The sequence below is a fragment of the Pseudomonas rustica genome (genome assembly GCF_049959085.1).
Taxonomy (GTDB): Bacteria; Pseudomonadota; Gammaproteobacteria; order Pseudomonadales; family Pseudomonadaceae; genus Aquipseudomonas; species Aquipseudomonas rustica.
In genome coordinates this window covers 4021054-4040885 of the sequence record NZ_CP188200.1, presented here as the reverse complement: position 1 = coordinate 4040885, position 19832 = coordinate 4021054, and the positions used below count along the sequence as shown (strand labels likewise).

General features: G+C 58.1%; 22 protein-coding genes, 1 tRNA gene and 1 pseudogene. 16 read left to right on the top strand and 8 right to left on the bottom strand.

Translation table 11 applies throughout. The features are described 5' to 3' along the window. Positions 1-11: 11 nt before the first annotated feature. A complete protein-coding gene (locus tag ACP3TY_RS18285; RefSeq protein ID WP_053118065.1) occupies positions 12-1445 on the bottom strand; it encodes a M48 family metalloprotease in 1434 nt (477 codons plus the stop codon). Positions 1446-1543: 98 nt separating this feature from the next. Here ACP3TY_RS18285 and ACP3TY_RS18280 point away from each other — a divergent pair, with 98 nt between their 5' ends. After that, positions 1544-1783: a sulfurtransferase TusA family protein gene (locus tag ACP3TY_RS18280; RefSeq protein WP_053118067.1), complete on the top strand. Its 240-nt coding sequence runs from the start codon at positions 1544-1546 to the stop codon at positions 1781-1783. Positions 1784-1816: 33 nt separating this feature from the next. Further along, on the top strand, positions 1817-2887 hold the full coding sequence (locus tag ACP3TY_RS18275; protein WP_282356012.1) for an AI-2E family transporter: 1071 nt from the start codon (positions 1817-1819) through the stop codon (positions 2885-2887). Positions 2888-2995: 108 nt separating this feature from the next. On the opposite strand, the gene ACP3TY_RS18270 is transcribed toward ACP3TY_RS18275, so the two are convergent. Both ACP3TY_RS18270 and ACP3TY_RS18265 read right to left on the bottom strand, forming a co-directional pair. After that, a complete protein-coding gene (locus ACP3TY_RS18270) occupies positions 2996-3469 on the bottom strand; it encodes a peroxiredoxin (protein ID WP_426618138.1) in 474 nt (157 codons plus the stop codon). A 10-nt stretch (positions 3470-3479) separates the two neighbouring features. Further along, positions 3480-4040, bottom strand: coding sequence for a glycine cleavage system protein R (locus tag ACP3TY_RS18265; protein WP_426618137.1), 561 nt, complete (start codon positions 4038-4040; stop codon positions 3480-3482). 328 nt (positions 4041-4368) lie between these two features. Here ACP3TY_RS18265 and dapA point away from each other — a divergent pair, with 328 nt between their 5' ends. From dapA to ACP3TY_RS18230, 7 genes are all read left to right on the top strand, one after another. Beyond that, positions 4369-5247, top strand: a complete 879-nt coding sequence (dapA, locus tag ACP3TY_RS18260; RefSeq protein WP_007911392.1) for a 4-hydroxy-tetrahydrodipicolinate synthase — start codon at positions 4369-4371, stop codon at positions 5245-5247. A 17-nt stretch (positions 5248-5264) separates the two neighbouring features. Beyond that, positions 5265-6380 carry an outer membrane protein assembly factor BamC gene (gene bamC / locus ACP3TY_RS18255; protein WP_053118076.1) on the top strand — a complete coding sequence of 372 codons (1116 nt, stop codon included), beginning with the start codon at positions 5265-5267 and terminating at the stop codon, positions 6378-6380. A 6-nt stretch (positions 6381-6386) separates the two neighbouring features. After that, positions 6387-7148, top strand: coding sequence for an MBL fold metallo-hydrolase (locus tag ACP3TY_RS18250; RefSeq protein WP_159814173.1), 762 nt, complete (start codon positions 6387-6389; stop codon positions 7146-7148). A 28-nt stretch (positions 7149-7176) separates the two neighbouring features. Then, positions 7177-7890: a phosphoribosylaminoimidazolesuccinocarboxamide synthase gene (gene purC, locus ACP3TY_RS18245; protein WP_077571533.1), complete on the top strand. Its 714-nt coding sequence runs from the start codon at positions 7177-7179 to the stop codon at positions 7888-7890. Between the two features lie 83 nt (positions 7891-7973). Next, positions 7974-8063: transfer RNA gene (locus ACP3TY_RS18240), tRNA-Ser, on the top strand. A gap of 331 nt (positions 8064-8394) precedes the next feature. Beyond that, a complete protein-coding gene (locus ACP3TY_RS18235; RefSeq protein WP_082341402.1) occupies positions 8395-8649 on the top strand; it encodes a type II toxin-antitoxin system HicA family toxin in 255 nt (84 codons plus the stop codon). After that, a complete protein-coding gene (locus ACP3TY_RS18230) occupies positions 8646-8978 on the top strand; it encodes a type II toxin-antitoxin system HicB family antitoxin (RefSeq protein WP_053118080.1) in 333 nt (110 codons plus the stop codon). Before ACP3TY_RS18235 ends, ACP3TY_RS18230 begins: the two co-directional genes overlap by 4 nt. Positions 8979-9124: 146 nt before the next feature. On the opposite strand, the gene ACP3TY_RS18225 is transcribed toward ACP3TY_RS18230, so the two are convergent. After that, on the bottom strand, positions 9125-9331 hold the full coding sequence (locus ACP3TY_RS18225; protein WP_053118083.1) for a hypothetical protein: 207 nt from the start codon (positions 9329-9331) through the stop codon (positions 9125-9127). A gap of 154 nt (positions 9332-9485) precedes the next feature. Beyond that, positions 9486-9677, bottom strand: a complete 192-nt coding sequence (locus ACP3TY_RS18220; RefSeq protein ID WP_053118085.1) for a YegP family protein — start codon at positions 9675-9677, stop codon at positions 9486-9488. Positions 9678-9914: 237 nt separating this feature from the next. Between ACP3TY_RS18220 and ACP3TY_RS18215 the strand changes: the two genes are divergently transcribed. Both ACP3TY_RS18215 and ACP3TY_RS18210 read left to right on the top strand, forming a co-directional pair. Then, positions 9915-10835 (top strand): LysR substrate-binding domain-containing protein, encoded by a 921-nt coding sequence (locus ACP3TY_RS18215; protein WP_053118087.1) that lies wholly within the window; start codon positions 9915-9917, stop codon positions 10833-10835. A gap of 217 nt (positions 10836-11052) precedes the next feature. Next, a complete protein-coding gene (locus tag ACP3TY_RS18210) occupies positions 11053-11418 on the top strand; it encodes a 5-carboxymethyl-2-hydroxymuconate Delta-isomerase (RefSeq protein WP_053118089.1) in 366 nt (121 codons plus the stop codon). Between the two features lie 3 nt (positions 11419-11421). On the opposite strand, the gene ACP3TY_RS18205 is transcribed toward ACP3TY_RS18210, so the two are convergent. Both ACP3TY_RS18205 and ACP3TY_RS18200 read right to left on the bottom strand, forming a co-directional pair. Further along, positions 11422-12357: a LysR substrate-binding domain-containing protein gene (locus ACP3TY_RS18205; RefSeq protein ID WP_426618136.1), complete on the bottom strand. Its 936-nt coding sequence runs from the start codon at positions 12355-12357 to the stop codon at positions 11422-11424. A 185-nt stretch (positions 12358-12542) separates the two neighbouring features. Continuing rightward, positions 12543-13727 (bottom strand): cyanate transporter, encoded by a 1185-nt coding sequence (locus ACP3TY_RS18200; RefSeq protein WP_426618135.1) that lies wholly within the window; start codon positions 13725-13727, stop codon positions 12543-12545. A gap of 387 nt (positions 13728-14114) precedes the next feature. Here ACP3TY_RS18200 and ACP3TY_RS18195 point away from each other — a divergent pair, with 387 nt between their 5' ends. From ACP3TY_RS18195 to ACP3TY_RS18180, 4 genes are all read left to right on the top strand, one after another. Continuing rightward, complete coding sequence (locus ACP3TY_RS18195) at positions 14115-15764, top strand: phosphoethanolamine transferase (protein WP_426618134.1); 1650 nt, start codon at positions 14115-14117, stop codon at positions 15762-15764. Positions 15765-15993: 229 nt separating this feature from the next. Then, complete coding sequence (gene rnd / locus ACP3TY_RS18190; protein WP_426618133.1) at positions 15994-17127, top strand: ribonuclease D; 1134 nt, start codon at positions 15994-15996, stop codon at positions 17125-17127. After that, a complete protein-coding gene (locus ACP3TY_RS18185; protein ID WP_007911350.1) occupies positions 17124-17417 on the top strand; it encodes a YcgL domain-containing protein in 294 nt (97 codons plus the stop codon). The genes rnd and ACP3TY_RS18185 overlap by 4 nt, the downstream gene beginning before the upstream one ends. 105 nt (positions 17418-17522) lie before the next feature. Beyond that, on the top strand, positions 17523-18455 hold the full coding sequence (locus ACP3TY_RS18180; RefSeq protein ID WP_053118100.1) for a D-2-hydroxyacid dehydrogenase: 933 nt from the start codon (positions 17523-17525) through the stop codon (positions 18453-18455). 89 nt (positions 18456-18544) lie between these two features. On the opposite strand, the pseudogene ACP3TY_RS18175 reads toward ACP3TY_RS18180, so the two are convergent. Next, positions 18545-19138, bottom strand: a pseudogene (locus ACP3TY_RS18175) (nitroreductase family protein). Between the two features lie 165 nt (positions 19139-19303). Here ACP3TY_RS18175 and ACP3TY_RS18170 point away from each other — a divergent pair. Then, complete coding sequence (locus ACP3TY_RS18170; protein WP_159814161.1) at positions 19304-19753, top strand: YcgN family cysteine cluster protein; 450 nt, start codon at positions 19304-19306, stop codon at positions 19751-19753. Positions 19754-19832 lie beyond the last annotated feature (79 nt).

The following is a 19832-nucleotide window of genomic DNA, read 5'->3' as shown; positions in this document are numbered from 1 at the left end:
CTGGATGAAACTCAGCCCATCATGTCCTTGATCATGCGCTCCTGCTCCATCAGCTCGCGCTGGCGGGCATCGATGCGAGACGACAACGGGAAGTTGTTACCCGCCTTACGCTTGGCAAAGTCGAGTTGCTGGATCGCCTGACGGTAATCGCCAACCAGCGCGAAGTATTCGGCGCGCGCCTGATGCAAACCGATGATGTTGCCCGACAAACCACGGGTCTCGGCAACTTGGTACCAGACGTCCGGATCGTTCGGGCGCGACTTCAACAGACCTTCCAGTGCTTTCTCGGCATCGGCAGAGCGATTCTGCTTCAACAGTAAATCTACGCGAACCTGATTCAGCGGATAGTTGCCCGGATACTGCGTGAGCATGCGGTCGACACGCGACTGTGCGTCAGGCAGGCGATTGTTGGTGATGTCCAGATCGACCTGCGCGAGGTTGTAGATGATCTCGTTCGGCGATTTGGCCAGCAGTTGTTTCAGGTTCTCGCGAGCCTCATTCAACTGTCCACCCTTGATCTGCGCGATGGCCAGACCGTAGCGCGCCACATCGTTTTTCGGGTTTTCATCCAGCTGCGCGCGGAAACGCTTGGCGCCAAGGCCCGGGGTTTCTTCGTAGATCAACTGCACGCGTGCACGAATCAGCTGATAGCGCATCGTGTCTTCGATCCCGCCCGGTTTCGCCTGTTCGGCGCGGTTGCGGGTGTCGGCGATACGCGATTCTGTCACCGGGTGAGTCAGCAGAAATTCGGGTGGCTTGGCGTCGAAACGGTACTGACGCATCAAGCGTTCGAACATTGTCGGCATCGAGCGTGGGTCGTAACCGGCCTTTTCCAGATTGAGGATGCCGATGCGGTCGGCTTCCTGTTCGTTCTGGCGCGAGAACGTGCGTTGCGACTGAATCGCCGCTGCCTGGGTGCCGGCGATGGCCGCGATTCCGGCATCACCGCCACCGGCCGCTGCAATGACGATACCGGCCAGCAGCGCGGCCATCATCGGCACTTGCATACGCTGCGAGGCTTCGACGCCGCGCGCGAAGTGGCGTTGCGACAAGTGAGCCAATTCGTGCGCGAGTACCGAAGCGTATTCGCCCTCGGTCTGGGCATTGAGGAACAAACCACCGTTGACCCCGACCACGCCGCCCGGCGCCGCGAAGGCGTTGAGCTGCGGGCTGTTGATCAGAATGAATTCGAGGCGTCGGTCAGTGACCTGGCTGGTCTCGACCAGCTTGTACACGCTGGACTCGACGTAATCCTTGAGTTGCGGATCGTTGAGCTGCGAGACCTGGCTGCGCAACATCGCCAGCCAGGCCCGGCCGAGTTGGTATTCCTGTTGCGGTGAGACGATGGCAGAACTGGCGTCGCCGAGTGACGGCAGATCGTCGGCAAAGCCTGGTGAGGCGAGCAGGCAAGCGAGCGTCAGCAGGGTAGGGCGCAGAAAAGTCATGCACAAAGCCTTAGAAGACAAAGACCTTACTGTAGCCGGACACCGGGCTTGCGACCAGATATTCTAGGCAGCTCGACTATCTCGATCGGAGTGACGCAATGACTGACGCTGTAGCCCATGACGTGGAACTGGACGCCAGTGGCCTGAATTGTCCGTTGCCGTTGCTCAAGGCGAAAATGGAATTGAATAAACTGCACAGCGGCGCGGTGCTCAAGGTGATTGCCACCGATGCCGGCTCGCAACGCGACTTCCGCACCTTTGCCAAGTTGGCCGGTCATACGCTGCTGCTCGAAGAAGACGACGCGGGCGTTTACCGTTACTGGTTGAAAAAAGCCTGAAGCCAACAGCGTAAAACAACCTAAGGATTATTGATGTTCAAAGTGTTACGCGACTGGATTCAGCGCTACTTCTCCGACGAAGAAGCCGTGGTGCTGGCAGTGTTGCTGATTCTTGCCTTCACCGCCGTGCTCACCCTCGGCGGCATGCTCGCGCCGGTACTGGCGGGGATGGTACTGGCGTATCTGATGCAGGGCCTGGTGGTCACGCTCGAACGCCTGCGCGTGCCGGGCGGCGTAGCCGTGGGATTGGTGTTTGCGCTGTTTATGGGCGTGTTGATGCTGTTTATTGTCGTGGTCATGCCGCTGCTCTGGCATCAGTTGATCACGCTGTTCAACGAACTACCGGGCATGCTTGCCAAGTGGCAGTCGCTGCTGCTGTTGCTGCCGGAGCGCTATCCGCATCTGGTCTCGGACGAGCAAGTGCTGCAAGCCATCGAAGCGGCGCGCGGCGAGATCGGCAAGTTCGGGCAATGGGCGCTGACGTTTTCGCTGTCGAGTCTGCCGCTGCTGGTGAACATCATGATCTATCTGGTGCTGGTGCCGATTCTGGTGTTCTTCTTCCTTAAAGACCGGGCCATGATCGGCGAGTGGGTGCGCGGTTATCTGCCGCGTGAGCGCGCGTTGATTACGCGGGTCGCGCAGGAGATGAACCGACAGATCGCCAATTACATTCGCGGCAAAGTCATCGAGATCGTGATCTGCGGCGGCGTGACCTACATCGCTTTCGTCGCGCTCGGGCTTAATTACGCGGCGCTGTTGGCGTTGCTGGTCGGGATTTCGGTGGTGGTGCCGTATGTGGGTGCGGTGGTGGTGACCGTGCCGGTGCTGTTGATTGCGTTGTTCCAGTGGGGCTGGAGCGATCAGTTCATCTATTTGATGGCGGTGTACGGGATCATCCAGACGCTGGATGGCAACGTGCTGGTGCCGTTGCTGTTTTCCGAGGCGGTCAACTTGCACCCGGTGGCGATTATTTGCGCGGTGCTGTTGTTTGGCGGGTTGTGGGGATTTTGGGGTGTGTTCTTTGCGATTCCGCTGGCGACGCTGTTTAAAGCAGTGTTGGATGCTTGGCCGCGCAAGGAACCGGAAGTGGCGCCGCTGCTTTAAAGCAAAAGATCGCAGCCTTCGGCAGCTCCTACAGATTCGATACCCGATCGCATATTTCGCGATGGCACGACTCCTGTAGGAGCTGCCGCAGGCTGCGATCTTTTGATCTTAGGCCTTGTTCAGCTCTTGAGCAGCAGCCAGAACAGCATCCACATGCCCCGGCACTTTCACACCGCGCCATTCCTGACGCAGCACACCGTCCTTATCAATCAGGAAGGTGCTGCGATCAACGCCCAGGTATTCCTTGCCGTACAGCTTCTTCAACTTGATCACGTCGAACAGCTGGCAAACCGCCTCGTCCTTGTCGCTGATCAACTCGAACGGAAAGGCTTGCTTGCCCTTGAAGTTCTCATGGGACTTCAGGCTATCTCGTGAAATGCCGAAGACTTCCGTGTTGGCAGCCTTGAACGCTTCATGTTGATCACGAAAGCCCTGACCCTGAGTCGTGCAGCCCGGTGTGCTGTCCTTCGGGTAGAAGTAGATCACCACTTGTTTGCCCTTCAGCGCAGACAGGCTGACAGTTTGCCCGCTGGTGGCAGGGGCTTCGAAATCCGCAACCGGTTGGTCGATGACAACGGCCATGAAAGCTTCCTTACATTGGGTTTTGTGGGCGCCAAGGCTCGATCAGTGCGTCCAGGTTCATCGCATCGGAGAAATCGAGGAACTGGTCGCGCAGCCAACTGATCTGGGTGCCGGCCGGCAGGGTCACGATGAACGTGGCGTTGAGCATGGTGCCGCCGGTCTGGGGCGCCTGATACGTGTCGCAGGTCAGGTTTTCCAGCTCGACGTTGTGATCCATGAAGAACTGGCACAGCTCGTTGATGATGTCCGGGCGATACGCCGAACTCACATAAGCCACGTACGGCAGGGCTTGTGGACGATTTTCCAGCGGCGCGCTGCGCACCACGTTGGCGGTGAAAGCGTGTTTCTTCGCCAGACTCGGCAGACTGCCTTCGAGGCGGGCGAGGGCGTCCCAACTGCCGGTGATCTCGAGGATCAACGCGCTGCACTCGCCGTGGCGAGTCAGACGGGAGGTGACCACGGCGCAGCGATTTTCATGGCTGGCGCGGCACAGGACGTTAGTCAGCTCCATGGGGTTGGCGCCGAGGGCACTGATGACAAGGAATTGTTCGCGAACTGTGGGGGTGGACATGCAGCATTCCTAAAGCGATGAGCGGTCGGTAGGTGACGGACGCTAGCGGCCGGGGCGCGCCTGTTCTGGCTGTCCATGCAATAGACCCGGCAAGCGCTCGCGGCTCGCTCCACTATAGCGGGAGCGCGTCGATGCGACGCAGGAACGGGGTCTGGGAGGCCGAAAAGGGAGGCAGGAACCCGGCGTACAAGCTGATCGGTACCGATCAAAGTCTGAAGGGTAGCGAAAAGCGCGGCCAAGGGGAATGGCGGCAGCGCAGTACTTCGCTTGTGCAAGCATCTTGGCGCCAGTACCATTACCGCTCTCTTTTTCCGGCAGGAGCGGTTTCATGATTGCGGGCAGTATGGTGGCACTGGTCACTCCCATGGATGCACAAGGGCGTCTTGACTGGGACAGCCTCAGCAAACTCGTGGACTTCCATCTCAAGAACGGCACCCATGCCATTGTCGCGGTCGGTACTACCGGCGAGTCGGCAACCCTTGATGTAGAAGAACACATCGCCGTCATCAAAGCCGTGGTCAAACAGGTTGCCGGGCGCATCCCGGTCATCGCCGGCACTGGCGCCAACTCGACCCGCGAAGCCGTCGAGCTGACCCGCAACGCCAAAGAAGCCGGCGCCGATGCCTGCCTGCTGGTCGTTCCGTACTACAACAAGCCGACTCAGGAAGGCTTGTACCAGCACTTCAAGCACATCGCTGAATCAGTCGACATTCCACAGATTCTCTACAACGTTCCGGGCCGCACCTCTTGCGACATGCAGGCCGAGACCGTGATTCGCCTGTCCACCGTGCCGAATATCATCGGCATCAAGGAAGCCACCGGCGATCTGAAACGCGCCAAAGCGATCATCGATGGTGTGAGCAAAGATTTCATCGTGCTGTCCGGCGATGATCCAACCGCCGTTGAACTGATCCTGCTGGGCGGCAAAGGCAATATCTCCGTGACCGCCAACGTCGCACCGCGCGAAATGGCCGATCTGTGTGAGGCCGCGCTGAAAGGCGACGCCGACACCGCACGGGCCATCAACGAAAAACTGATGCCGCTGCACAAAGACCTGTTCATCGAAGCCAACCCGATTCCGGTGAAGTGGGCTTTGGTTGAAATGGGCCTGATGCACGAAGGCATCCGCTTGCCGCTGACCTGGCTGAGCACACCTTGTCATGAAACGCTGCGCTCGGCCCTGCGCCAGTGCAGCGTCCTGGTTTAATTGAGGAAGTACAACGCATGAAGCGAATGGCCGGACTTTCCGCACTTGCCTTGATTATCTCCAGCACCAGTGGCTGCGGATGGGTCTGGGGCCCGGAAGGTTATTTCCGTGACCGTGGTAGCGATTACCTGGAAGCGCAACAGACTGCACCGATGCAACTGCCACCGGATGTCAGCACCTCCAAGCGTCTGGATCCGCTGCTGCCGATCCCGCGCAACGTCGCTGATGACACCGCCAAGGGCGAATACGTGGTTCCACGTCCTCAGCCACTGTCGGCCATCGCCGATGCCACCGACTACTCGCTGCAGAAGAGCGGCGATTCGCGTTGGGTCATGGCCCAGCATCCACCGGCCGAAGTCTGGCCAGTGGCGGTGCAATTCTTCCAGGACAACGGTTTCCGTCTGGATGAACAGCGTCCGCAAACCGGCGAATTCACCACCACCTGGCAGCATTCCGATGAGCTGTCCGCGTCGATGGCCAAGCGCCTGAGCGCGGCCGGCGTCGCTACCGACAGCGAAACCCGCGTCCGTGTGCGCATCGAGCCAGGCGTGCAGCGCAACACCAGTGAAATCTACGTGGTCAGCGCCGAGCGTCCTGCCGGCAGCACCGCCGATGTCGATTTCACCAACCGCTCGGTCAACACTGGCCTGGACGCCGCGCTGGTCGACGACATGCTCGCGAGCATGAGCCGAATCTCCGAGAAGGGCGGTTCGGTGTCGATGCTGGCGTCGCGTGATTTCGATACGCCGAGCCGCGTCAGCCTCAGCGAAGACGGCAGCGGCAACCCGGTGTTGAACGTCGGTACCGATCTGGATCGTGCCTGGTCGAGCGTTGGCCGTGCACTGGAACAAGGCGAATGGCGCGTTGAAGACATCAACCGCAGCCTCGGTCTGTACTACATCAACCTGGCCGAAAAAGCCGAGAAGAAAGACGACAAGCCTGGTTTCTTCAGCAGCCTGTTCGGCAGTGCGCCGACCAAGGAAGAAGTTGAATCCCGTGCCGAGCGTTATCAGGTTCGCCTGAGCAAGGTTGGCGAGAACATTCAGGTGACCGTCGAGAAAAACATCAACACCGTCGCGCCGGCTGAAGTGGCGCGTAAAGTGCTGAGCGTGATTCAGGACAACCTGGGCTGATCAACCATGCGTTTTGCCGTTCTCGGCAGCGGTAGCCAAGGGAACGGCACGCTGATCGCCAGTGCTGATACGTATGTGCTGGTGGATTGTGGTTTTTCCCTGCGGGAAACCGAAAAACGCCTGTTGCGTCTGGGTGTGAACCCGGCGCAACTGAGCGCGATACTCGTAACCCACGAACATGCCGACCACGTGCATGGCGTGGGTTTACTGTCTCGGCGCTACAATCTGCCGGTCTACCTCAGTCGCGGCACACTGCGCGGGATGCGCAAACCGATTGAACCCGCAGGCTTGCTGGCCGGCGGCGAGCAACTGCAGATCGGTGCACTGAACATCGGGGTCATTGCCGTGGCCCACGATGCGCAGGAACCGACCCAGTATGTCTTCAGTGATCAAGAGCAGCGGCGCTTCGGCCTGCTGACCGATCTGGGTTCTTACTGCGAGCGGGTGCTGGACGGTTATCGGGATCTCGATGCGTTGATGATCGAGTCCAACCATTGTCGTGACATGCTGGCCCGTGGGCACTACCCGTACTTTCTCAAGCAGCGGGTGGGCGGCGAGCTGGGACATTTGAACAACCATCAGGCGGCTTTCCTGGTGTCCGAGTTGGGCTGGCAGGGCTTGCAACACCTTGTCCTGGCTCATCTGAGCAGCAAGAACAACATGCCGCAGCTGGCCCGGCAATGTTTTGTCGACACCCTCGGGTGCGACCCGGACTGGCTGCAACTGGCCGATCAAGATTCAGGGCTCGACTGGCGCCACATCGCCTAGCCCACCTACTTAGCAAGCGGAGCCCATCATGGAAAAACGTGAAGAACTCTACCGCGGCAAAGCCAAATCGGTTTACAAGACCGACGACGCTGACCGCTTGATCCTGCTGTTTCGCAACGACACCTCGGCGTTCGACGGCAAGCGCATCGAGCAGCTCGACCGCAAAGGCATGGTCAACAACAAGTTCAACGCCTTCATCATGCAGAAACTCGAAGCGGCCGGCATTCCGACCCAATTCGACAAACTGCTGGCCGATAACGAAGTCCTGGTGAAGAAACTCGACATGATCCCGGTCGAGTGCGTCGTGCGTAACTACGCCGCCGGCAGCCTGGTCAAGCGTCTGGGCGTCGAAGAAGGCCTGAAGCTCAATCCTTACACCTTCGAACTGTTCCTCAAGGACGACGCCAAAGGCGACCCGTTCATCAACGAATCCCACGTTGTGGCATTCGGTTGGGGCACTGCCGAGCAACTGGTTCGCATGAAAGAACTGTCGCTCAAGGTCAACGAAGTCCTGTCCAAGCTGTTCGATGACGCTGGTCTGTTGCTGGTCGACTTCAAGCTTGAATTCGGCGTGTTCAGCGACGGCTCCATCGTCCTCGGCGACGAGTTCAGCCCGGACGGCTGCCGTCTGTGGGACAAGGACACCAAGAAGAAGATGGACAAAGACCGCTTCCGCCAAGGCCTCGGTGACGTCATCGAAGCCTACGAAGAAGTCGCCAATCGTCTGGGCGTACCGCTTTAATCGACGCAAGCATCTGATAGCACGAAGAAATTTTCGAAAGAGGGTTTGCTTTCGGTAAAAGTGTTGTTATGATGCGCGCCGTTGGAGAGATGCCAGAGTGGCCGAATGGGACGGATTCGAAATCCGTTGTACCTTCACCGGTACCTAGGGTTCGAATCCCTATCTCTCCGCCATTACATAGAAAAAGCCCCGTAGATGAAAATCTACGGGGCTTTTTTGTTTCTCGTGCAATTGGACTGGAATACCCTCGGTCAGGCGAGAATTGCTCCGATGTCGCGCAAGATGCCCGTTCCCACGAAACTCTCGGATTTTGCCTACAACCCTGTTTCGATTAACTCAATTATTCTGATCTCCGTGCCAAAAACACTCTAAATCCAGACACGACGACGCCGCTTTCCATTGATGGATAAGCGGCGTTTCTGCATTTATTGAAATGGGCGCTTCATGCATCAGCGAGATTAATCGCAGCTGCCAAATATCGGTGCGGTATCATGATGTAATACTATGAACAATAAGCAACTTGGTACTCTTCAAGCCGTATATTCAAGACCTACTCCATCTACGCTGGAATGGACACGTATAGAGTCTCTTTTCAAAGCGGTAGGCGCCAAAGCTGTGGAGGGTAATGGTTCGCGTGTTCGGTTTGAGTTAAGCGGGGTCGTTGCTACCTTTCATCGTCCTCATCCAGACAAAGAAGCAAAGCCCTACCAGGTTCGTGATGCTCGGGCTTTTCTAGAACAAGCAGGAGTCATTCCGTGAACGTGATGAATTACAACGGGTATGCTGCCCGTATTGAATACAGTGACGAAGATGGTCTGTTTGTTGGTCACATCGCAGGAATCAAGGATGTCGTGGGATTCCACGGTGAATCAGTCAGAGAACTTAGAGCTGCCTTCGAGGAGGCAGTGAGCGATTATCTGGAAACGTGTGCAAAACTCGGTCGAGTGCCTCAGAAGCCTTATTCAGGCAATCTGAGCCTGCGATTGGCGCCAGCTCTTCATGCCACCGTTGCAGTGAAAGCTCAATTGGCTCGAAAAAGTATTAATCAGTGGGTGGCTGAAGTGCTTGACCGGGAAGCACACGCCTGACACGGCATGCTCGGCAGTTGACTGAGCCTTACCGTCCGCGTTGCTCTGGGTTTTCCGCGACTCATGGAAAAAAAGCCCCACAGACCCAAAGCCTGTGGGGCTTTTGCATTTCTGCGGGATCTACATCACCCCGCACTTCCAGCCCGTCAAGGCTGCGAGTGGCCCAACTTGCGCTTGATCAGTTCATACACATCCTTATGCGTCGAGTTGTGCAGCGTCTTGTCCTTGCAGGCCGAGCTGAGGAAGGTTTTCACTTCTTCCTTGGCGTGCGGGTAGAGGCTGGCGACGTAGTCGGCTTCGTGTGCTTGTGTGCAGTTAAAGTGCATGTCGTCTTTCGCTTTGTCTCTGGCCATGTCTGCGGCTCCTTTTTGAGTGTGAATGATCGGGAGAAAACAGGGCCGGATGGCCCCCTGCATTGCTGAGCGTAGGGGTGCAGCGGTGGCCCGCCAGTCATTCGGTCAAAAAAGGAAGTGGCTGTAGGACGCTGCCTTTTTCCGATTCACGCGGTTAAATTTCTTTTACCGGGGTTTCGCCCTGTACCGCTTTGATCAGCTCGATTACGTGCAAGCAATCCGCTTTGTTCACGTACGATTCGCCGCTGGCGATGGTTTCGTGATTGCCCGCGCGCAGCCTCCAGCGCCATTGGCCTTTGCCGGTGGTCGGGGTGCCGCGGGATTGCCTGTAAATCTCGAAATACATTCAGTTCGCTCCATGCGATAGACGTGTGCGCCAGCCTGTGTGGCGCATCGACGCAAGCCTAGCGCAGGCGGGTTTTTTGGCTACCGGACATTTGTTTCCAATCGTTGGCGGATGTTTCTGAAAGGCACAGACCAGAGCCCTCGAAGCGGTTGACGGTCAGCGGACGCATCGTGGCGATGGACGCCGCCCCCAACTGCTTTCTACACTGCCGGCAGTCTGGGGATCGGGGAGCAATGGATGAACCGCAATGAACTACGCAAGGCCGACATCAACCTGATGGTGGTGTTCGAGACCTTGATGCTGGAACGCAACGTAACCCGGGCAGCCGAGAAGCTGTTTCTTGGCCAGCCGACTATCAGTTCGGCGCTCAATCGTCTGCGCACGATGCTCAACGATCCACTGTTCATCCGCGTCGGCCATCGCATGGAACCGACGGCTCGCGCTGAAGATATTTTCCGCCACCTGAAGCCGGCGCTGGATTCGTTGTCGGTGGCGCTGAGCCTGACACGCGATTTCGACCCGGCTGTGAGCACCATGACCTTCCGCATCGGTCTGTCCGATGACGTCGAGTTCGGTCTGCTGCCGCCGCTGCTGCGCGCCTTGCGTCAGGAAGCGCCGAACGTGGTGTTTGTGGTGCAGCACGTCGATTACTGGCGCATTCCCGATCTGCTCGCCGCCGGTGACATCACCGTCGGCATCAGCCAGACCCGTGGCTTGCCGGCGAATGCCAAGCGCAAACTGCTGCGACACATTCAACCGAGCATCCTGCGTGCGGATGCTTCCGACACACCGCTGACCCTCGACGAATATTGTGCGCGGCCGCATGTGCTGGTTTCCCACACGGCGAATGTCAGTGGTTTCGCGGATGAGTGGCTGGCGGAACTGGGCCGCACCCGGCAAGTCGTGCTGTCGGTGCCGCAGTACAGCGCGTTGCCGGCGTTGTTGGCGGGCACCGATCTGATCGCCAGCCTGCCGGATTACACGGCGGCAGCGATGGCCACTTCGGGGTTGCTGTTCAAAGAGCCGTTCCCGTTCAAAACGCCGACGCTGGACTTGTCGATGGTCTGGCTCAGCCACGTCGACAGCGACCCGGCCGAGCGCTGGTTGCGTTCCCGGCTGGAGCAGTTTATGAGTGAACGGCCCGTCACCGCCTTTTGATTGACAGGTAGGAGCTGCGGCACGCTGCGATCTTTTGATTTGGCATTTGAAAGATCAAAAGATCGCAGCCTCGTTTCACTCGACAGCTCCTACGGTGATAGATGGCCTTTGGCACATCGCCGCCGGCGTAGCTAACTCGCGTTTGCAACACGGCGAATTGCGATAAGTCAGCTGTGTTATACGTACGACCTTTCTGCCGCCCGACTGGAGCCTCCCGATGCCACACCTGCACATGGAATACACCGCCAACCTGCCGCAGCTGAACGCCGACGTCGCGTTGATTCGCCTCAATAACACGCTGGTGGGTTCTGGTCAGTTCGCGGCGGAGTTCGATATCAAGAGCCGTGCGTTGAAGGTCGAAACCTTCAAGGTTGGCACGGCCATGAGCGAGCGCGGTTTTGTGGCGGTGAAGTTGGCGTTGCTCAGCGGGCGTTCAGCGGAGACCAAAAAACAGCTGTCGCAAAGTCTCTTGGCCGTGCTCCAGGATCTTTGTGAATGGCCGGCCGGTGTCGAGGTGCAGTTGAGTGTCGAGCTGATCGATATCGATCGCGAGTCCTACACAAAAACGGTCATCGGCGTGTAGGAATCAGGCCGCTTGCAGTTCACTGCACACCTTGACCACTTGTTCGCGCAGCCAGACGTTGGCGCTGTCCTGATCAACGCTCTGGCTCCATTGCATGTCGAGGGTGAACCCCGGCAAACCGTTCGGCGCCTCGCAGTGATTGAACACCGCATCGTTGGTCAGTAACCGCTGAATCCGCCGGGGCAGGGTGAGGATGAAGTCGGTGCCAGTGATCATCTTCAACGCCGCGCTGTAACTGTTCGAACGCGCGACGATCTGACGTTTCTGCGCCTGTCGCGCCAGCCAGCCATCCACCATATTCGTCGTCGACGTCCACGGCGTCGGGAACACATGCCGGCGTTCGGTAAACGCTTGCAGGCTCAGGCGCGGTTCCAGCGGCGTCGCGCGTTTGTCGAAGACGCAGACCAGGTCATCTTCCAGCAACATGCGCGACTTCAAGTCCGTGTGGTGGCGGTGGAAGTTGGGGCCGAAACTGATGACCAGATCGAGGCTGCCATCGCGCAACTCATCGGCGGGCACATCGGTTTCGAACTTGTGCATGTTGACCATCACTGGCAAGTCATCGAAGTCGAAGCGCTTCAACAGGCGCGGCAAAATCAGTTGTTCGAAGTATTCCGGGGCGCAGATGTTGAAAGTGACCGCTTGCTGGCTCGGGTCAAATGTCGGTGAGCCGGCGTGGCAGAGGTTGATGCTTTCGAGGATTTTCTGCACATGGCCGTACATGCTGCTGGCCTTGTAGGTCGGGCGCATGCCGGTGCGGGTGTTGATGAAGAGTTCGTCTTCAAAACTGGTGCGCAGTTTTTTCAGGCAGTAACTGACGGTGGACTGACTGACGAACAACGTTTCCGAGACCTCGGTGACGCTGCTCTGCTCATACACGGCGATAAACACCATGAGATCCTGCATGTCGAGCTTTCGAAGCAAGTTACTGTTCAGCATCCGTTCCGTCCCGCTGTGCTCCTTGCGCTGAATCCGCGCAAACGTGTGCGAACGATCCTAACGGAACGATGGTACAAGAACAAAGGCTTGTAGGACGTTTCATGGACAGTTGTGGGACAGAAAGTTTTAGCAACACGACGTTACCGCTAAAACCGCTGAAAGCTGGCCAGAGGCCTGTAGCCCGATCACTGGAAGTGTTGCGAATAACGTCGCGGATCGAAGCGCAACACCATCAACGCCATGATCAGCATCACGCCGGTCAGCGACCACCATGCCCATTCGAAACTGCCCAGTTGATCGCGGATCATCCCGGCGAGCAGCGGCGACATGCCGGCAATCAGATAGCCGATGCCTTGCACGAAAGCGGTCAGGCCGCCAGCGTGTTGCGGGTTGTCGAGGTGATCGAGCGAGACGATCAGGCTCATCGGAAACAGTCCGCCGATGCCCAGACCCAACAGGCAGGGCCACAGCAGGCTGAGGTGTTGCGGGCTAAGGATCAGGCCGCAGAAACCGGCGATGATCAGTCCAAGGAGGGCCATCAGTACGATGCGTCGGTCGCGGCTGCGATTGGCGATGGCTGGCACTACCAGGCCGGAAATCACCTCCATGGCTGTCAGAAAACCTAACAGCAGGCCGGCGTTTTGTTCGCTCCAGCCTTTCTCCACGTAGTACGGCGCCAGCCAGGCGAGGACGCAGGTGTAGGACGCAGTGCCCAAGCCGAAGAAGATTGCGAGTAACCAGGCGCGGGAATGTTTGAAGAAGGTTTCTTTTCTGACTGAAGTGTTCGCGGTCGCAGGCAGGTTGCCGCGTTGCGACCACCAGAACAGCAAAGCCAACATTGCCAGGATTGCCCAAACGGCCAGTGCCATCCGCCAACTGCCGGTACTGATAAGCACCAGCGGCGCGAACGACGCAGCAATGGCGGCGCCGCCCATGATCGATGTGACGTACAAACCCATGCACAGGGCGACGTTGTCGGGGAAACGCGATTTGATCAATGCTGGCATCAACGCCTGAATCAGCGCAATGCCGATACCGGCCAGAATCGCGCTGACAATCAACTCGACGGTGGAATCGACAAACAACCGCGACAACGTGGCCAGACCGATCAGCAGCAACGACCACAGCACCGTGCGTCGTTCACCCAGACGCTGGCTGATGCCGATGCCAAAAAACATCGCCAGTCCCATGGCCATCACCGGCAGCATGGTCAGCAGCGAGGCGAGGCTGAAGCTCAACGGGATGTCGCTGCGAATCGCCGACAGCAATGGCCCGACCGCCGCCATCGAAGGGCGCAAATTGAGGGCTACCAGCATGACGGCGAGCATCAACCAGACAGCGGGACGGGCAGTGGCGCGGACGTTTTCCATCATCAAACCTTGGGAAAGGGCAGATGATTAGGCGCGGAGCCCTATGATTCGGGCAAATCAGAAAACCCCCGGCCTTACCTAAAAATCAAATACCCGCCGGTTCCTGTAGGAGCTGTCGAGTGAAACGAGGCTGCGATCTTTTGACTTTGTCTTAACGGCAAGATCAAAAGATCGCAGCCTTCGGCAGTTCCTACAGGGGTTGTTAGCTGAATAAAAGCTGAACCATTCCCAAATACTCCACAACTTTCAGACTTTGCTCTCAGTCCAACTAATCGTTGGCGTCTTTTTCACAAAAAATTGATGGTTGCCTGCCTAAAGTTTGTCATGCCTTGGTTAATGAATTTTTCACAACTAACCGAGGGTTCTTTTCAGGAACTGCCCCTCATCATGTTGAAGTTAAAAGCCGTGCGCCCGGAATGGGTGACGTTGATTGCCAGCGCCTTTCTTTTGATCGGTTTTAACGTTGTGCTCTGGCAGCACCTGTTCGACATCACCGCGTCAGACGGCAAGGGCATTGCCATGCGCGTGGCGTTTGGGGTGATGATCTTCGCGGCGTTCAACATCGTGCTGACCTTTCTGGCCTTCCGCCCGCTGCTTAAACCGGTATTGACGCTGATGTTTTTGATCAGCGCTGGCGTGGCTTATTTCATGAGCCAGTATGGCGTCATGATTGACCCGGGCATGTTGCGTAACTTTGCCGAAACCAATGCCACCGAAGTACGAGACCTGCTCTCGTTAAAGTTGTTTATTTATATTTTCTTTCTCGGTGTTTTGCCGTCGTTGTTGTTGTGGAAGCTGCCGATTAATTATCGGCGCTGGCACCGTGAGTTGTTCAGCAAAGTTATTGTCAGCGTGGCGTCGGCGGCCGTCATTGGTGGTGTGGCATTGGCCAACTATCAGGGTTTGTCGTCGTTGTTTCGCAATCACCACGAAATTCGTTTGATGCTGGTGCCGAGCAACTACATTGGCGCCACGGCCGGTTACCTGCGTGAACAAGTGGCGTCGGCAGAGCAACCGTTCATCAAGATCGGCGAAGACGCCGAACGCAATCCCGATGTAAAACTTGAACCGCGCAAGTCGCTGACTGTGCTGGTGGTGGGTGAAAGTGCTCGGGCGGAGAACTTCGGTATCCTCGGCTATAACCGTGACACCACACCAAAACTCGACAAGGAAACCGGGCTGATCGCATTTACCGAGGTGCATTCCTGCGGCACGGAAACTGCCGTCTCGGTGCCGTGCATGTTCTCTAACATGGGCCGCAAGAACTACGATGCGAGCAAGGCAAAGAACGAGGAAGGCCTGCTCGACGTCCTCAAACGGGCCGGCATCGATGTGATCTGGCGCGATAACCAGTCCGGCTGCAAAGGCACGTGTGATCGCGTCACCGTGCAGGATGTCAGCAACCTGAAAGACCCGGCACTGTGCGCCAACAGCGAATGCCGTGACGAAATTCTGCTGCAAGGGCTGCAAAGCTTTATCGATCACCTGGACAAAGACACCGTGCTGGTTCTGCATCAGATGGGCAGTCATGGTCCGGAATACTTCAAGCGTTATCCAAAGGAGTACGAGCACTTCACGCCGGTCTGTGAAAGTAACGCCCTGAACAATTGCAGCCGCGAAAGTATCGTCAACGGTTACGACAACACGCTGGTGTACACCGACCATGTGCTGTCGAGTCTGATCGATGTGCTGCGCAATAATCAGGACAAAGTCGATACCGCGATGTTGTACCTGTCCGATCACGGCGAGTCGCTGGGGGAGTACAACCTGTTCCTGCATGGCACGCCGTATATGCTGGCGCCGGAACAACAGAAGCACGTGGCGATGCTGGCGTGGTTCTCCGACAACTATCAAAAGTCCTACTCGGTCGACACCCATTGCCTGCAAATGAGCCGCGATAAACCGCTGAGTCAGGACAACCTGTTCCACTCGATGCTCGGTTTGCTCGAAGTGAAGAGTTCGGTGTATCAACCGGATCTGGACATGTTTGCCGGTTGCCGCGGGTCAGTGATCGACGGCGTGTTGGCCAAGGACTGAAGCATTCCCGCTGTAGGAGCTGCCGAAGGCTGCGATCTTTTGATCTTGTTTTTGAAGATCAAAAGATCGCAGCCTGCGGCAGCTCCTACAGGTGATGGCCACGTTTGATCCTTCTGTCAGACTATTCTTGCCCATTGGCAGGACATTTCGTTACAGCTCTTGCCCTTCGCAGGCGCGTAAATCGCCGGTGGCGATATATACTGCGCGCCATTCTTCAAGGGAGAGCCGTGTGGCCATCGATATTCACTGGATTCGCGACAACGAAAGCCTCGCGCAGTTTTGCGCCGAGTGGCAGCAGCTGCCGTTCGTTGCCCTCGACACCGAATTCATGCGGGTCGACACCTTCTACCCGATTGCCGGCCTGTTGCAGATTGGCGACGGTAAACGCGCCTACCTGATCGATCCGCTGACCATCAATGCCTGGCAACCGCTGGCAGCACTGCTGGAAAATCCGGCGGTGCTGAAAGTCCTGCACGCCTGCAGCGAAGACCTCGAAGTGCTGTTGCGTCTGACCGGTAGCCTGCCGGCGCCGATGTTCGACACACAATTGGGCGCGGCCTATCTGAACCTCGGTTTCTCCATGGGTTATTCGCGTCTGGTGCAAGCGGTGCTGGGCATCGAACTGCCGAAGGGCGAAACCCGTTCCGACTGGTTGCAGCGTCCGTTGTCCGACACGCAGATCAGCTACGCCGCTGAAGATGCCGTGCATCTCGCGGAAGTTTTCGTACAGCTGCGCCCGAAACTGTCCGACGACAAGTTCGCCTGGGTGCTGGAGGACGGCGCCGAACTGGTGGCCAACCTGCGCCGCGAAACCGATCCGTACGAGGTTTACCGCGAAGCCAAACTGGCGTGGAAACTCTCCCGTGCACAGCTCGCGGTATTGCGTGAGCTGTGCGCATGGCGTGAAACCGAAGCGCGTGCCCGTGACTTGCCGCGCAACCGCATCGTTCGTGAGCATTCGCTGTGGCCGTTGGCTCGCACGCAACCGGACAACCTCGCCGCGCTCGGCAAGATCGAAGACATGCACCCGCGTACCGTGCGTCAGGACGGTCAATTTCTGCTTGATCTGATCAAGCGCTCTGGCAGTGTGGGCCCTGATCAATGGCCGCCTGCCGTGCCGGAGCCGTTGCCGATCGAAGCTGCTGCGTTGATCAAACAACTGCGTGCGCTGGGGCAGGCCAAGGCCGAGCGCCTCGACATCGCGCCGGAACTGATGCTACGCAAGAAAACCCTCGAAGCGCTGGTCAAAAGTGGCTACCCCGAGGGTCCTTACCAATTGCCTGAGTCGCTGCGTGGCTGGCGCCGCGAACTCATGGGTCAGACGCTGCTCGACAGCCTGGCCACCGCCGGAGAACAGCCTTGAAACGTATTTGTTCCATCTACCAAAGCTCGAAGCGCAGCGGCATGTACCTTTACGTGCTGAAAAGTGATGCACTCGAGCGCGTGCCGGAAGCGCTGATGCTGGCGTTCGGCAAGCCGAAACATTCATTTGACCTGGTGCTGTCGCCTGAGCGCAAATTGGCCAGCGAAGACATCGTCGTCGTGCTGGAAAACCTCGACAAGCAGGGCTATCACCTGCAAATGCCGCCGGCCGAGGACGAGTACATCGAGCACTTGCCCGAAGAGTTGCTGCGACGCAACGACCCGGTCTGATCTGCGAGGCCCTGTTCTGGGCCTCGATTAACCCTGGAACTGTTTTTACCGCGACGGTCGCCCGACATCCGGCGACCGTCTGCACGGTTTGCGAAAGGTTTGAAGATGCGCGTTCTGATTGCCGAACACGACCACGCGATATACGCCCGGCTGCTGCGTCAGGCAGTGCCCGAGCTTGAAGTGCTGACCAGCGGCGACTCCGCCGAACTGGCGCGGCTGGCCGCTGATTGCCCGGTGTGGCTGGGGCAGCCGGATCTGCTGGCGACCCTGTTGCGTCAGGGCCACCAGCCACAATGGCTGCAATCGACCTGGGCCGGCATCACGCCGCTGCTTGCCGATGGCTTGCGCCGCGATTATCGCCTGACCCGCGCCGTAGGCATTTTCGGCCAGGTGATGGCTGAATACGTTTTGACCTACATGCTCGGTCACGAGCGCGAGGTATTGGCGCGACTGGTCAGCCAGGTCGAGCGCAAGTGGGACAACCGCACCGGCCAGAGTCTGGTCGGGCGCAAGGTGCTGATCGTCGGCACTGGCGACATCGGCCAGAGCGTGGCGCAGTTCCTGCTGCCGTTCGGCGTCGAGTTGTACGGCATCGCCAGCAGCGCGCGCGCGCAGGCGCCGTTTGTCGAAGTCGGGTCGATGGCGGATCTGCCACGGCTGGTCGGCGAAGTGGATTACGTGGTCAATCTGCTGCCGAACACCGAACATACCCACGATATCTACGACGCGGCGCTGTTCAAGCAATTCAAGCCGACCGGGTTGTTCATCAACGTCGGGCGCGGTGTGGCCGTGGTTGATGCGGATTTGGTCGAGGCGCTGAAGGAAGGGCATCTGGCGGGCGCGGTAATCGACGTCTGCCGTCAGGAGCCGTTGCCGCAGCGTCACCCATTCTGGACGGCGTGGGGCTTGCTGCTGACCGGGCACAGCTCGGCACCGACTTCACCGGCGCTGATGGTGCAGTTGTTTGTCGACAACCTGAAGGCGTATCAGGCGAGCGAGGCGTTGCGCGGGGAAGTGGATTTCAATCGCGGGTATTGAGTTGGCATCAAAAGATCGCAGCCTGCGGCAGCTCCTACAGAGGTACATATTCCCCTGTAGGAGCTGCCGAAGGCTGCGATCTTTTGCTTTTAGAGGGTGAAGTCGCCTTCAGCCGCCAGTTCGCTCAGCGGACGACGCGGGCTTGGCTCTTCGCGTGCTTGCAGGTAATCCGCCAGCGTTGCCTTGTCACCCAGTTTGCCTACCGCAACAGCGGCATGCAGCGCATAACCTTCAGGAATATTCAGCTCCTTGCGCGTCAGCTCCTGATCGAAGCCGGCCATGCCGTGGGTGTGCCAGCCGCTGATGCTCGCTTGCAGCGCCAGATGGCCCCACGCCGAACCCGTGTCGAAGGTGTGCCACAACGCCGGGGTTTCTTCGGTCGCGCCCGGTGCCGTGAAGGTGGTTTTTGAAATCACGATCACCAGTGCCGACGCATGCTGCGCCCAGCTACGGTTGAATTCATTGAGCAGGCCCAGATAACGCTGCCAGTTCGGCGTGTCGCGGCGCGCGTAGAGGAAACGTCATGGCTGCGAGTTGTACGCCGACGGTGCCCAGCGGGCGGCTTCGAAGAAGCTCAGCAGGGTCTCTTCCGGGATCGCTTCACCGGTGAAGGCGCGCGGCGACCAACGGTCGGTGAACTGCGGGTGAATGGCGTATTCGGCAACGCGAGGGTTGGCACTCATCGAGAGATTCCTGGCTACGTTTGAGTAAATGAATTCGAGGCAAAACCCTACTCGGCAGCGCTGAGGCTGACAAGCGCGATTTACCGACAGTCGCCAGCGCTTGGCCCGCGCGGCCCGGGGCACTAGACTGGCGGCCTTTCACCACCTGATGTTGATGCTTGAGCCATGGCCGCCGAAGTCGAACCGTTCTGGAAACACAAAACCCTTGATCAACTGGATCACCAGGAATGGGAATCGCTGTGCGACGGCTGTGGTCTGTGCTGCCTGCAAAAACTCGAGGATGAAGAAGACAACAGCGTCTATTACACGCGCATTGCCTGCAAACTGCTGGATCTGAACACCTGCCAGTGCAGCGATTACCCTAATCGCATCAAGTTTGTCCCGGATTGCATCCAGCTCACCCCGGGCCAGGCCGAAGAATTCAAATGGCTGCCGCCGACCTGCGGTTATCGACTGGTCAGCGAGGGCAAGGATCTGCCGTCGTGGCATCACTTGGTGTGTGGTGATCGCGAGGCGGTGCACCACGAACGAATTTCACAATCCGGGCGTATGCTCGCCGAAGGCAGCGTGCCGGAAGATGACTGGGAAGATCACCTGATTTTCCGCGCTGGCTAACGGGATAACCTGTAGCGAGGGAGCTTGCTCCCGATATTGAGTGCGCAGCACTCACACAATAATTCTGACTGCCACAAGG

Excerpts from the sequence above, each read along its gene's own strand:
- ACP3TY_RS18225 (WP_053118083.1), bottom strand. The coding sequence starts at position 9,331 with ATGGCCAGAGACAAAGCGAAAGACGACATGCACTTTAACTGCACACAA.
- ACP3TY_RS18180 (WP_053118100.1), top strand. The coding sequence starts at position 17,523 with ATGCGCGTTCTGATTGCCGAACACGACCACGCGATATACGCCCGGCTG.
- ACP3TY_RS18215 (WP_053118087.1), top strand. The coding sequence starts at position 9,915 with ATGAACCGCAATGAACTACGCAAGGCCGACATCAACCTGATGGTGGTG.
- ACP3TY_RS18285 (WP_053118065.1), bottom strand. The coding sequence starts at position 1,445 with ATGACTTTTCTGCGCCCTACCCTGCTGACGCTCGCTTGCCTGCTCGCC.
- ACP3TY_RS18250 (WP_159814173.1), top strand. The coding sequence starts at position 6,387 with ATGCGTTTTGCCGTTCTCGGCAGCGGTAGCCAAGGGAACGGCACGCTG.
- ACP3TY_RS18265 (WP_426618137.1), bottom strand. The coding sequence starts at position 4,040 with ATGTCCACCCCCACAGTTCGCGAACAATTCCTTGTCATCAGTGCCCTC.
- ACP3TY_RS18235 (WP_082341402.1), top strand. The coding sequence starts at position 8,395 with ATGAACAATAAGCAACTTGGTACTCTTCAAGCCGTATATTCAAGACCT.
- ACP3TY_RS18280 (WP_053118067.1), top strand. The coding sequence starts at position 1,544 with ATGACTGACGCTGTAGCCCATGACGTGGAACTGGACGCCAGTGGCCTG.
- ACP3TY_RS18170 (WP_159814161.1), top strand. The coding sequence starts at position 19,304 with ATGGCCGCCGAAGTCGAACCGTTCTGGAAACACAAAACCCTTGATCAA.
- purC (WP_077571533.1), top strand. The coding sequence starts at position 7,177 with ATGGAAAAACGTGAAGAACTCTACCGCGGCAAAGCCAAATCGGTTTAC.
- ACP3TY_RS18210 (WP_053118089.1), top strand. The coding sequence starts at position 11,053 with ATGCCACACCTGCACATGGAATACACCGCCAACCTGCCGCAGCTGAAC.
- ACP3TY_RS18205 (WP_426618136.1), bottom strand. The coding sequence starts at position 12,357 with ATGCTGAACAGTAACTTGCTTCGAAAGCTCGACATGCAGGATCTCATG.
- ACP3TY_RS18270 (WP_426618138.1), bottom strand. The coding sequence starts at position 3,469 with ATGGCCGTTGTCATCGACCAACCGGTTGCGGATTTCGAAGCCCCTGCC.
- ACP3TY_RS18195 (WP_426618134.1), top strand. The coding sequence starts at position 14,115 with ATGTTGAAGTTAAAAGCCGTGCGCCCGGAATGGGTGACGTTGATTGCC.
- ACP3TY_RS18275 (WP_282356012.1), top strand. The coding sequence starts at position 1,817 with ATGTTCAAAGTGTTACGCGACTGGATTCAGCGCTACTTCTCCGACGAA.
- ACP3TY_RS18200 (WP_426618135.1), bottom strand. The coding sequence starts at position 13,727 with ATGGAAAACGTCCGCGCCACTGCCCGTCCCGCTGTCTGGTTGATGCTC.
- bamC (WP_053118076.1), top strand. The coding sequence starts at position 5,265 with ATGAAGCGAATGGCCGGACTTTCCGCACTTGCCTTGATTATCTCCAGC.
- dapA (WP_007911392.1), top strand. The coding sequence starts at position 4,369 with ATGATTGCGGGCAGTATGGTGGCACTGGTCACTCCCATGGATGCACAA.
- ACP3TY_RS18220 (WP_053118085.1), bottom strand. The coding sequence starts at position 9,677 with ATGTATTTCGAGATTTACAGGCAATCCCGCGGCACCCCGACCACCGGC.